Source organism: Hymenobacter sp. R533113 (assembly GCF_056835965.1).
The window spans coordinates 1,095,361-1,107,204 of the sequence record NZ_JAKWBD010000013.1 but is presented as its reverse complement, the minus strand read 5'-3'; the positions used below and the strand labels follow the sequence as shown (position 1 = coordinate 1,107,204).

At 54.4% G+C, this 11,844-nt stretch carries 10 protein-coding genes; 2 read left to right on the top strand and 8 right to left on the bottom strand.

Annotated elements, in window-relative coordinates:
- Positions 1-23: 23 nt before the first annotated feature.
- From ruvA to MKZ35_RS14035, 8 genes are all read right to left on the bottom strand, one after another.
- Complete coding sequence (ruvA, locus tag MKZ35_RS14070) at positions 24-629, bottom strand: Holliday junction branch migration protein RuvA (RefSeq protein WP_482513872.1); 606 nt, start codon at positions 627-629, stop codon at positions 24-26.
- A gap of 87 nt (positions 630-716) precedes the next feature.
- Positions 717-2,528: a DUF885 domain-containing protein gene (locus MKZ35_RS14065; protein ID WP_482513871.1), complete on the bottom strand. Its 1,812-nt coding sequence runs from the start codon at positions 2,526-2,528 to the stop codon at positions 717-719.
- A 95-nt stretch (positions 2,529-2,623) separates the two neighbouring features.
- On the bottom strand, positions 2,624-4,894 hold the full coding sequence (locus tag MKZ35_RS14060; RefSeq protein ID WP_482513870.1) for an NADP-dependent malic enzyme: 2,271 nt from the start codon (positions 4,892-4,894) through the stop codon (positions 2,624-2,626).
- A gap of 165 nt (positions 4,895-5,059) precedes the next feature.
- Positions 5,060-5,557: a LysM peptidoglycan-binding domain-containing protein gene (locus tag MKZ35_RS14055; RefSeq protein WP_482513869.1), complete on the bottom strand. Its 498-nt coding sequence runs from the start codon at positions 5,555-5,557 to the stop codon at positions 5,060-5,062.
- Between the two features lie 125 nt (positions 5,558-5,682).
- Complete coding sequence (locus MKZ35_RS14050) at positions 5,683-7,107, bottom strand: lytic transglycosylase domain-containing protein (RefSeq protein ID WP_482513868.1); 1,425 nt, start codon at positions 7,105-7,107, stop codon at positions 5,683-5,685.
- Positions 7,107-8,546, bottom strand: coding sequence for an Asp-tRNA(Asn)/Glu-tRNA(Gln) amidotransferase subunit GatA (gatA, locus tag MKZ35_RS14045; RefSeq protein WP_482513867.1), 1,440 nt, complete (start codon positions 8,544-8,546; stop codon positions 7,107-7,109). Before gatA ends, MKZ35_RS14050 begins: the two co-directional genes overlap by 1 nt.
- Before the next feature lie 13 nt (positions 8,547-8,559).
- Positions 8,560-8,952, bottom strand: a complete 393-nt coding sequence (tatA, locus tag MKZ35_RS14040) for a twin-arginine translocase TatA/TatE family subunit (protein WP_482513866.1) — start codon at positions 8,950-8,952, stop codon at positions 8,560-8,562.
- Between the two features lie 9 nt (positions 8,953-8,961).
- Positions 8,962-9,183 (bottom strand): Sec-independent protein translocase subunit TatA/TatB, encoded by a 222-nt coding sequence (locus tag MKZ35_RS14035; protein ID WP_482513865.1) that lies wholly within the window; start codon positions 9,181-9,183, stop codon positions 8,962-8,964.
- A gap of 340 nt (positions 9,184-9,523) precedes the next feature.
- On the opposite strand from MKZ35_RS14035, the gene MKZ35_RS14030 reads away from it, so the two are divergent.
- Together MKZ35_RS14030 and MKZ35_RS14025 are read left to right on the top strand one after the other, a co-directional pair.
- Complete coding sequence (locus MKZ35_RS14030; protein WP_482513864.1) at positions 9,524-10,492, top strand: LytTR family transcriptional regulator DNA-binding domain-containing protein; 969 nt, start codon at positions 9,524-9,526, stop codon at positions 10,490-10,492.
- A 444-nt stretch (positions 10,493-10,936) separates the two neighbouring features.
- Positions 10,937-11,839 (top strand): S66 peptidase family protein, encoded by a 903-nt coding sequence (locus tag MKZ35_RS14025; RefSeq protein ID WP_482513863.1) that lies wholly within the window; start codon positions 10,937-10,939, stop codon positions 11,837-11,839.
- Positions 11,840-11,844 lie beyond the last annotated feature (5 nt).

Here is an 11,844-nt window from a genome sequence, read left to right as displayed (position 1 = left end):
GGGCGAGCAGCCGGAGAGTAAACCTAATTCGACTTCAAGGCAAATTTAATCAATTCCTCCACGCTCAGGTCATTACCGTGACGGTGCTGAATAGTCTCCAGCGTTTTTTCCGCTGCCGACCGGGCAAATCCCAACGTGACTAGAGCGGCTAACGCTTCGCTGCGGTTGGTATTGTGCGCCCGCGCCAGCGGCACGGTATCGATACCGGCTTTAGCCAGTAATTCATCCTTCCGAAGCTTGTCTTTCAGCTCCAGCACCACGCGCTGAGCGGTTTTCGGCCCTACTCCCTTAATGCTCTGAATAGAGCGAACATCCTCTTGGATAATGGCCTGTCGGATAGCACCCACGCCCATGCTTGACACCATCACGATGCCCGTGCCGGGCCCAATACCCGACACCGAAATCAGCAGCATAAACAGCACTTTTTCGTTTGGGTCGAGGAAGCCGTAGAGGGCTTGGATGTCCTCCTTGATGTGCTGATACGTATAGATTTTTGCTTTTTCGCCTTCGGCGGGCAGCTTGGAATAAGTAGCCAGTGAAATCCTTACTTCATAGCCTATGCCGCTCACATCCATAATGGCTAAAGCGGGGTCTTTGTAGGCGAGAGTACCATCGAGATAAGCAATCATAGCAGTTGATTTTTAAGTTGTTTGGAGTGCGTCATGCTGACGCCAGATCAAGCGTGACATTCTTTTTTAAATAAACTCTTATTATTCTCACGCTGCCCGCTTCCCGGCAATGTACTCGTTTACCACCTGTTCGAGAATTTCCAGCGGAAGCGCGCCGTTTTTCAGCACCACGTCGTGAAAGTCGCGCAAGTCGAACTTCGGACCGAGCTGAGCTTTGGCTTGCTCACGCAGCTCCAGAATCTTGAGCATCCCGATTTTGTAGGAGCAAGCTTGGCCAGGCATCACGATGTAGCGCTCAATTTCGGCCACCACTTCCGATTCGGTCATGCCTGTGGTTTGCTGCATGTAGCGGATGGCCCGCTCGCGGGTCCAGCGCTGATCGTGCAGGCCGGTATCCACCACGAGGCGCACGGCCCGAAATAGCTCTGCTTGCAGGCGGCCTAAATTGTCGTAGGGGTCTTTTTGAAAGCCCAACTCCCAGGCCAGGCGCTCGGCATACAAGGCCCAGCCTTCAGAATAAGCGGTGAAAGGCACCAAAGTGCGGAACGTAGGCAGGCCTTGCAGCTCCTGTTGAATGCCAATCTGGAAGTGGTGGCCCGGAATGCCTTCGTGGTAGGCCAGAGTGCGCATTCCGAAGCGGGGCGTGGCCTTCACGTCGTAGAGGCTGGCGAAGAATACGCCCGGCCGGGACCCGTCGAGGGCGGCGGGCTCGTAGTAGGCCCCGGCCGAGGTTTTCTCCTTGAATACAGGCACCCGGCGCACTTCGAGCGCTGCCTTTGGCTTAATGCGAAAAGCGCTGCTCAGGCCCCCGTCAACCTCCGTGAGGATGGTGCGGTAGTCGGCCAGAATCTGCTGGCGGCCCGTGTCGGAGTCGGGGTAGAGGAAGCGCGACTCCTCGTTGAGGCGGGCCAGGGCCGGGCCAGCGCTGTCGGCACCGGCCACTTTTTCCCGGCGCAGAATGGCTTGCATCTCGGCCGTAATGCGGGCCACTTCGCGCAAGCCGATCTGGTGGATTTCCTTGGCACTAAGGTCGGTGGTGGTGCTCTGGTGCAGGCAATGCGCGTAGTAGGCCGCACCATTGGGGAATTTCCACACGCCTGCGTCGGTAGTGGAGCGGGGGCGCAAGGCCGTGAAGTAGTCAATTAAGCCTTGGTAGGCTGGGTACACACTGGTTTGGATCTGCTTTTTAGCCTCGGTCAGCAATTCTTGCCGCGCGGCAGCGTCAAGGTCGTCGGCTTTTTTCAGCTTCTCAACGAAAGACGTGTACATGATGCTCTGCTCGGCGGGCTGCGCCACGAGGCCTTGCATCTCTTTCAGCACCTTATCGATGACAAACGTGGGCGGGATAATGCCTTTCTGCTCCCGGATTTTCAGGCCCGCCAGCACTTGGCTGAACTTCAGGCGCACGGCCGCCAGACGCTGGTTGTAGTAGTCGGCGTCGCGGCGGTTGTGCACTTGGTGCACGTCGGCCATGAAACCGGGAAAATCATTCTGCACCCCAAAAAGCTGATTAACAGGGTAATTATGGTGGCGAAAATCCGCGCCGGCCGCCGCGCCGCGCATATACCAGTCCAGTACCTGATAGTTCAGCAGGTCCTGCCCGCGCATCCCGGTGGTGTCGTAGCGGTGCAGGGTGGCCAGATCGGTGCGCAGGCGGTCAACTTGCCGGCTGGCCGTTTCCTCGGAGGCGTCGTCCAGCTTTTGGTTGTGGCCCTCAATGCCCAGGCTCTCCACCATCCGCAGCCGCGAAAGCAGCTCCGGCGAGTCGAGGGCGACTTGCACAAACACCTTCTCATAGAAAGCTCGGATGAAAAAAGGCTTGAACCAGATGACGTTCACAATCAGCACTACTCCGATAAACAGCAGCACGGCCAGGGTGCGAAGTACCAGTTTTTTCATAAAAGGGAGTGAGGAGTAGGTGCTGTGAATGGTAAGAGCTGATCCAGCATAACAGATGCTTTAGCTAACTGCTTTGCATTCAGGTAATAACTCCCTCACAGCGGCTTGTTATAAGTCTGCGCGTCTACCACGGCAATGGCCGACATATTCACGATTTCGCGCACGGATGCGCCCAATTGCAGCACGTGCACGGGCTTGCGCATCCCCATCAGGATGGGGCCAATTACTTCCGCGCCGCCTATTTCCTGGAGAACTTTGTAGGCAATGTTACCCGACACTACATTGGGGAAAATCAGCGTGTTAGCGCCCTGCTCAGCTAGTTCTGAAAAGGGGTAATGCTCGCGCAGCAGCTGCGTATTCAACGCTGTGTTGGCTTGCATCTCTCCATCCAGAATCAGGTCTGGATAGCGCTTTTTGGCTAGTTCCGTGGCGCGACGAGCCTTGCCCGGCAACTCACCGGTATTTGAGCCAAAGTTGGAGTAGCTGAGCACAGCAATGCGCGGCTCCGCATCGAAGAAGCGCACGGCCCGGGCCGTTAGCCCGATAATATCTACCATTTCCTCGGCCGTCGGGTCGATGTTCACGGTGGTGTCGGCGAAGAAGAAAGGGCCTTTGCGGTGCTGGATAATGTACATACCCGCTACCCGCTGCACGCCGTCCTCCACCCCAATCACCTGCAACGCGGGCGTGATAGATTGGCCGTAGTCCTTGGTCAAACCGGTGATAAAAGCGTCAGCTTGGCCAGTTTCGAGCATCATAGCCCCGTAGTAGTTGCGCTCCCGTAGCAGGCGACGTCCTTCGTACAGAGTGATACCCCGCCGCTTTCGCTTCTGATACAGCAACTCGGCAAACTCGGCCCGTTGATCATTTTCCTCCAGAATATCAATGATCTGACAGCCTTCCAGGTCCAAGCTATTGGCGCGGGCTATCTCGTCGATTTTCTGGCGGTTGCCGAGCAGAATGGGAAAGGCAATGCCCTCATCATGCAGAATCTGAGCGGCTTTAAGCACTTTATACGTATCGGCTTCCGCAAATACCACGCGCTTCGGATTGGAGCGGGCGGCACTGGTAATGCGGTTCATCAGCTTCTGATTCACGCCCAGGCGGGCCCGCAAATCATCCTCGTAGGAACTCCAATCGGTGATGGACTGACGAGCTGAGCCGCTTTCCATGGCGGCCCGCGCCACGGCCGGCGAGATGGTCGTAATCAGACGAGGATCAAGGGGCTTAGGAATTAGATACGTACGCCCAAAAGCCAGCGTATTGTCGCCGTAGGCTTTGTTCACCATATCCGGCACGGGCTCTTTGGCCAAGTGAGCCAGCGCCTGCACCGCAGCCAGCTTCATGGCTTCGTTTATTTCGGTGGCGCGCACATCCAGCGCTCCCCGGAAAATGTAAGGGAAGCCGAGCACATTGTTCACCTGATTTGGATGGTCGGAGCGACCAGTAGCCATAACCAGGTCGGGACGGGTGGCCATGGCTACCTCGTACTCAATCTCAGGATTAGGATTGGCAAGGGCGAAGACAATTGGATTGTCGGCCATGCGCAGCAGCAGCTCGGGCGACAGCACGTTGGCGGCCGAAAGACCCAGAAACACGTCGGCCCCTTCCAGGGCCTCCGCCAGCGTAGAGATAGGCTGATGAGTAGCGAACTGCATTTGCAGATCTGCTAAATCAGTTCGCTCCGCATTGATAACGCCTTTAATATCAAATACGACGACGTTTTCTATTTTCAATCCTAGCGCTACATAGAGCCGCAAGCAGGAAATAGCGGCCGCGCCGGCACCGCTTACCACTAGCTTAATCTCGTCAATTTTTTTGTCCACGATCTCCAGCGCATTCAGCAGCGCCGCCGACGAAATAATGGCCGTACCGTGCTGGTCGTCGTGCATGAGCGGGATGTTCATCTTCTCCCGCAATTCCGTTTCAATACGGAAGCACTCCGGCGCCTTGATGTCCTCTAAGTTGATGCCGCCAAACGTGGGCTCCAGGGACTTTACAATGCGAATAAATTCATCGGGGTCGGTAGCGTCAATCTCAATGTCGAAGCAGTCGATGCCCGCAAATTTTTTGAATAGTACACCTTTACCTTCCATCACGGGCTTGGAAGCATCCGGCCCGATGTTGCCCAAACCCAGCACCGCCGTACCATTCGAAATTACGCCTACCAGGTTGCCTTTAGCCGTGTATTTATAAACGTCCTCTTTGTTGGCGGCAATGGCTAAGCAGGGCTCTGCCACGCCGGGCGAGTAAGCTAAGGCCAGGTCGAGCTGCGTGCTAAGCGGCTTGGTGGGCACTACTTCAATCTTGCCCGCTGGGGTGCGGGAATGGTAGTCGAGGGCTTCCTGTTTGTTGATTTTCAGCATTGCCAGAGGGGGTCGGGTAAGAGGTGCTGGGCGGGGCAACCAATAAGCAAGTTGGCGCGAATTTGCCCGGAATCAAAGTCGGGGCAAGACAACTATATTCAAAAAAGCCCCCAGCGCACGGCCTGGGGGGCTTTTTTTAGATAATGTCACTCAAGATTATGGCGCTTAGCGGGCCACAATGAGTTGTTGTCCGGGCTTCACCGCGTCTGACTTCAGGTTGTTGAGCTTGCGCAGCTGGTCGACCGTTACGCCCTCGTAGCGGCGCGAGATATTATAAAGTGTATCACCAGGCTGCACCAGATGAATCCTCTTAATAGCGGCGCGGCTGGGTGACGCTTTAGGGCTAGGCTTGGTCGAAGCTAGGCGCGGGGCTGGTTCCTCGGCGGGCTGGGGGGCATTTTGAGCTGATGCTTCCGCATTGGTGGGCAGATAGAAAACCAGCTTCTGGCCCGGTGACAAGCCTACTGACTTCAACTGGTTCCAAGCCATTAGCTGCGCCACGCTTACACCTTTGGTACGCGCCAGCTTCTCCAGAAAATCACCCTTACGCACGATGTATTCGGTGGGCAGGCTGTCCTGGGCCACTTCGGCAGTAGCATCAAACGTGGTTCCGCTGGCTATTATTCCTGAATCAGCTTTAGCCGTAGTAGCCGCCGGTTTCAATGTTACCGCCTTACTGTCAGAAACTGTTACCTTCTGCTCCACTGCAGCTATAGTAGCTGGAGCTTCTTCCTCCTCAGCTGCTTCGGCTACTGCGGTTTCAACGAGTTTTGCAGACGCAGCTTTAGCTACCGTGGGGGGCTTTTTACACTTAGTAAAGGCAGCTTCTCGGGTACCATCAGCCTGTTAGCTGCCACCATTTTTTTGCTCGGCGTGGCCTTTTCAGTAATTGGCAGAAGAACAACCAGTTGTTGCTTGGGCACCAATGCCTTACCGCGCTGCAAACCATTCCAGCGGGCCAACTGACTAGTCGTTACATCATAACGGGCAGCTATGCCTCGCACCGTCTCGCCGCGCTTCACCGTATGACGCACTTTGCGTTGGCCTGGCTCAGCCGGCGCGGGCGTGTTAGTTGCTGCTACAGCCGTAGAAGTGAAACCAAATCCTTGAAACACAGGCAGACGTGGCGTCAGCGGCGAGGGAGGAGGGACGGATACTTTGCAAAAATCCAGGAATAGATTTCGGTCTTGAGCAGCCAGCTCCTGCCGCACCCGCACGGGTACTTTCAGGGAATAGTTGCGGAGCGTTTCGGGGATGTAGGGCTTGCGCAACTCAGGGTTGTAGCGCGAAACTGCCGCCGAATCAAGCCCAAACTGCGCCGAAAACTTGCGCAGATCCAGCGACCGGCCAGAGATGAGCAACGTGTCCATGACCTCGGGGTACTGATACCGCAGCGAGTCTGAGTGGAGCCTGTGCTCACGCGCGTACTGCAGGGTGTAGAATGTAGCCGTGAATGTGGGCACGTAGTTGCGCGTCTCCTTCGGCAGATACGAGTAGATAGCCCAGAAATCCCGCTTGCCGCCGGCCTTCGCAATGGCCCTGCGGATGTTGCCGGAGCCATAATTATAGGCAGCTAACACGAGTTCCCAGTCGCCAAACATCCGGTATAAGTCGCGCAGGTATTTGCAGGCTGCTTCCGTCGATTTCTCGGGGTCCATACGCTCATCTACGTACTCATTGCGCGCGAGCCGCAGGTCGCTGGCGGTGGGGCCCATGAACTGCCACAAGCCCAGCGCTCCTACCCGCGACTTAGCCTGCGGCAGCAGCGCTGACTCCACTACGGCCAGATATTTCAAGTCCTGCGGCAGGTTGTACTTCGCCAGATACTTCTCAAACAGCGGAAAATACAGGTTCTGGCGTTCCAGAATGCGCTGCGTATACGTTCGGTTGCGGATGGTGAAATAGTCCACAAAGCTCATTACCGAGCTGTTGAACGTATGCGGCACGTCGGTTTCCAGACAGGCAATACGATCTGCCACGAGGTCGCGAACGGCGGGGGGCTTTTGTAGCCACCGTAGCCGGGCTGTATCCGGTAGTAGGGGCTCAATGAACGCTAGCGTGTCGGGCAGTAGCTCGATAAGCACGCGAGTTGTATCGTCGTTGGCGCGCTGAACGTCCGGTTTCGGATTAGCAAGCTTTTGGGCCGCCGCTGGGCGGGCAACAGCAAGGGTCAGCAGAAATAGAACGGCAGTGCGCAACAACGATTTTTTCATCAGGGCAAAACAGGCGTGAGCGATTCAGCTACAGATTTGGCGAAAGCCAGTAGATGCTCCTCGCGGAAAGCTCCGCTCAGAATTTGCAGCCCAATGGGCAACCCCGCCGCGTCGTGTCCGGCTGGTACCGATACCGCTGGCACACCGGCCAGCGAAGCCTGTACCGTAAAAATATCAGCCAGGTACAGGGCTAAGGTATCCTTTTCATTCTCTCCAATCCGGAACGCCGTGGTTGGCGTAGTCGGAAGTACCAGAAAATCATATTGGCGCAGCAGTTCGTCTGTTTTCTCTTTTATCAAACGTCGAACGCGCTGCGCTTTGGTATAGTAGGCATCGTAATAATCAGCTGATAATACGAAGGTGCCCAACAAGATACGGCGTTGAACCTCAGGGCCAAAGCCTTGCGACCTGGTTTTTTTATATAATGACTCCAGATCTGTCGCGTCAGGCGCGCGATAGCCAAACTTTACCCCATCGTAGCGGCTCAGGTTGGAGCTGGCTTCAGCAGTAGTCAGAATGTAGTAGGAGGGAACGATATAGTCGAGGTAAGGAAACTCTACCTCCTCCACTACATGCCCCTGGCCACGCAGTACATCAAGAGCAGCTTCCGTCGCTGCCTTTATCTCCGGGTTTAACCCAGGGCTTTCCAGGCAGTCCCGGATGTAGCCAATGCGCACATGGGGAGCGGGCTCTAGCAGCTCACTGTACGCTGGCACTGGCTGCTGACTAACGGTGCTATCAAAATTATCAGGGCCAGCCATTACTTCCAGCAGCAAAGCCGCGTCGTCAACGGAGTTCGTTAGCGTGCCAATCTGATCAAAGGAAGATGCGTAGGCAACCAACCCATAGCGCGAGATCCGGGAATAAGACGGCTTAAATCCTATTATTCCGCAAAATGCCGCCGGCTGACGTACCGAGCCACCCGTATCAGATCCAATAGAAGCCAGGCACAGATCGGCCTGCACGGCAACGGCTGAACCACCGGAGGAGCCGCCGGGTACCCGGTCAGGGTCAATGGCATTGCGGGCGGGGCCGAAATAGGATGACTCGTTGGAGGCGCCCATCGCAAACTCATCACAATTTTGGCGACCAATGATGATGGCATCCGCGTCGAGGAGGCGCTGCACGGCCGTACCCGTATAAAGCGATTTAAACCCGTCGAGAATATGGCTGCTGGACTGGAGCGAGTGGTCTTTGTAAGCCAGCACGTCCTTCAGGCCGATAACCATACCCGCCAGCTTCCCGGCCGTACCAGCCGCCAGCTTGGCATCCACAGCGTCGGCCTGGGCCAGCGCCTCATCCGTGAATACTTCTAGGAAAGCATTCAGGTAGCTTTGCTTCTGAATGTTATCCAGATAATACTCCACGAGCTGACGACAGGTGGTAGTGCCTGCCGTCAGCTCGTCGCGAACTTCGGTAAGTGAATTAAAACGTCTCAAGGGATGCGGGCAATCAATTGGATGACTGATCGAGGCGAGGCCGCTCGGAAGCAGGCTGGGGGGCAATTCCGCCGTCCATGGGCGGTGCTACGATCGTTTCTGCAACAGGCTCTGTCGATGACACCGACGTGATGGTAGGTTGGTCAATAGCAGAATGCTGAGGCGTCGTGTCATAGCTGGACGCGCTAGGCTGCTGATAGGGCTGGTTCTGCTTTGGCAGACCCGCATTCTCAATCTCGCTGCGAATTTCGCTGGAGGCATCCTTAAACTCACGAATGCCTTTGCCCAGACCACGTGCCAGCTCTGGAATTTTATTAGCACCAAAGAAAATGAGAATGACGAGCACAATCAGCATAATTTCGCCGCCGCCAAGGTCGCCCAAGAACAGGAAGGTAGGATTATTCATGATCGAGACTTACAGGCGAGGTTGGGTAGGATCGTTCGGATTTACGGGCCGGTCCTGAAACTCTGGCTTGTCTTCCTTTGAGGCATCTTTAAACTCACGAATGCCTTTGCCCAGACCTTTTGCCAACTCGGGGATCTTGCGGGCGCCGAACAGCAGAATAATCACGAATACAATCAGCAAAATCTCGGTCGTGCCGAAGTTGCCGATCAGAAAAAGCGAACTAAATGTCATAGTAGGGGGCGCTCAGGCCGTTTGGTAGGAACAAACCAAGTATACGCAAGTCGATACGCGACAGGATTGGTAAAGGTACCGGTTAATTTTAAAAATTGTAGTAAGCAGGCGTCTTAGCCTAATGATTGGTAGTCCTTTTAAACAAACCTGAATCCGTTGCCTGTGGTTTTGCCGTAATAATACTCTGCATATTATGAACTCGAAGTTGGTTTAACGCGCAAAATCTTAATTTCATCGTTTTAAAATGCCGGTTCATAGTTTAGCTATAACTGCTTTATAGTAGCTAATTGCGCTTGAAATCAAAGGCTTATCGTTGCTCTTTTAGCTTTTTCCTATCCCTATGTCTGTTAAGCCAGCTTCATCCACTAAAGCTCCTTCACTTCCCTTTGCTGCCTCGGGTAAAGAGAGCGAGGCCGTTCGGCTGGAAGTGCTGCGCAATTATCAGATTTTGGACACCCCGCCCGAGCAGGTATTCGACGATTTAGCTCAGTTGGCGGGCTTTATTTGTGAAACTCCCATCTCACTGGTTTCCCTGATTGATGCTGACCGACAATGGTTTAAAGCCAAAGTGGGGTGGGATACGAGCGACAGCACGAAGCGAGATGTAGCCTTTTGTCAGCATACGATACTGGGAGAAGATGTCTTCGAGATTGAGGATACCACGAAGGACCCAATGTTTTGCGATAACCCTTTGGTAAAGGCTGCTCCAAACATTCGCTTCTACGCAGGCGCTCCACTCATCACGCCCGAAGGAATTCCTCTCGGTACCATTTGCGCCCTCGACACCGTACCGCACCGCCTCACCGAGGCCCAGCGTAGTGCCTTGCGCATCGTGGCCCGTGAGGTAGTTTCACACTTGGAATTGCGCCGGGCGCGCCAGCAGCTGGAGCAAGAGCAGCGCAAGCTGGATGGCTTGCTGCGCATGGCCAACGATGCGGCTGAGTCCTTGTATATGGGTAGCCGCGCCGAGATTTTTATTAAGCAGGATAATAAGCTGCTGCGGGTGGAAACGGTTGATATTCGCTACGTGGAAGCCCTCGGCGACTATGTAAATATCTATGTGGCCAAAGAGCGCTATACCGTGTACAGCACCATGAAAGAGCTGGAGGCCAAGCTGCCGGCTCGCGATTTTGTGCGTGTACACCGCAAATACATCGTGCGGCTCGATTGCATTGCGGCTATTGAAGCTGATTTCGCTCTTATTGAGGGGGCGCGCAACTGGCATTCTGACAGTGGGAGCAATACGCTGTCTATTCCTATTGGCAACTCTTACAAGTCAATTCTGATGAGCCGGCTTAACCTAGTGTAGCGCCGGTTGACTCTGTCAAACTGCTGTAGCATAGAAGTTGTGCCCTGAAACATAGTATTCACCGAGTAAATAAGTGAGTTCGGCGAATAGAATTTTTATGCAATTAAAAATGACTTACCTTTCGCCCTGTTATCGGAGGGTTTATACTGAATGTAGGGCTGGAATACTCTTCTTGACTTACTATTCAGCTTGGGTTTTTCGATAACTAAGTTTGTTTTCATAGCTCAGAAAGGCACCGTGCACTGCATGGTGTTTTTTTATGCCTGTTATTTTGCTGAGGTAAAATTAATGGCCATAAAAAAATAGTTGTCCACTGCTCTCTTGCTTAAGTTCAAATAAGGGCATTGCGGAGATGTCGCTGGCTAAGTAGAAGTAGAGGGGCCATAACTCTGGCAAGCGCTGGATTGTCCGTAGGTTTGTGGCCGGCCAAATTTGCCCCCAGCTATGCCTACCCCGTCACCTGCCTTGCGTCCCGGCGACCGAGTCGCTATTGTGTGTCCTGCCCGTAAAGTTGCCTATGAGGAATTAGAAGCATCCATTGCAATCCTAACTGCGTGGGGCCTGGAGGTAATCCTAGGAGCTACCGTTACGGCACAGCACCATCAGTTTGCTGGCCCCGATGAGCTGCGACGCCAAGATCTTCAGCAGCAGCTCGACGACCCCAGTATCCGTGCCATTTTGTGCGCCCGCGGCGGCTATGGCACTACCCGCATCATCGACCAGCTCGATTTTTCACGCTTTGCTGATAATCCCAAATGGATTGCTGGCTTCAGCGACATCACTACGCTTAATTGCCACTTGCTGGCGCTGGGCCACGAAAGTATTCATGGCGTGATGCCTTTGCTTTTCAATCAGGCTGGGGGCGAAGAGGCGCTGGAGAGCCTGCGACGGGCTTTATTCGGTGAGCCGATCAGCTATTTTGCCCCCCAGCATCCTTTTAACCGCTTGGGCACCGTGACCGGCGAGTTGGTTGGTGGCAACCTGAGCTTGCTGCAAACCATTACCGGCACTGCATCCGACTGCTCGCTAGCCGGTCGGATTCTGTTTATTGAAGATATTGATGAGTATCTCTATAATATCGACCGCATGATGGTGCACCTCGACCGCACTGGTAAGCTTGCTGGCTTGGCCGGTTTACTCGTGGGACATTTCACCGATTCCAACGACAACGCTATTCCTTTCGGCCAAACGCCCTACGAAATCATTCAGACCTACGCCGCCAAGTATGATTTTCCGGTTGCCTACGGATTTCCTGTAGGGCATGAGCCGCTTAATATGGCCTTGATTTGTGGCCGCAGCTCGCAGATGGTGGTAGACGAAACTGGTGTGAAACTCAATTATATTTAATGACA

Excerpts from the sequence above, each read along its gene's own strand:
- ruvA (WP_482513872.1), bottom strand. The coding sequence starts at position 629 with ATGATTGCTTATCTCGATGGTACTCTCGCCTACAAAGACCCCGCTTTA.
- MKZ35_RS14050 (WP_482513868.1), bottom strand. The coding sequence starts at position 7,107 with ATGAAAAAATCGTTGTTGCGCACTGCCGTTCTATTTCTGCTGACCCTT.
- MKZ35_RS14060 (WP_482513870.1), bottom strand. The coding sequence starts at position 4,894 with ATGCTGAAAATCAACAAACAGGAAGCCCTCGACTACCATTCCCGCACC.
- MKZ35_RS14025 (WP_482513863.1), top strand. The coding sequence starts at position 10,937 with ATGCCTACCCCGTCACCTGCCTTGCGTCCCGGCGACCGAGTCGCTATT.
- MKZ35_RS14030 (WP_482513864.1), top strand. The coding sequence starts at position 9,524 with ATGTCTGTTAAGCCAGCTTCATCCACTAAAGCTCCTTCACTTCCCTTT.
- tatA (WP_482513866.1), bottom strand. The coding sequence starts at position 8,952 with ATGAATAATCCTACCTTCCTGTTCTTGGGCGACCTTGGCGGCGGCGAA.
- MKZ35_RS14065 (WP_482513871.1), bottom strand. The coding sequence starts at position 2,528 with ATGAAAAAACTGGTACTTCGCACCCTGGCCGTGCTGCTGTTTATCGGA.
- MKZ35_RS14035 (WP_482513865.1), bottom strand. The coding sequence starts at position 9,183 with ATGACATTTAGTTCGCTTTTTCTGATCGGCAACTTCGGCACGACCGAG.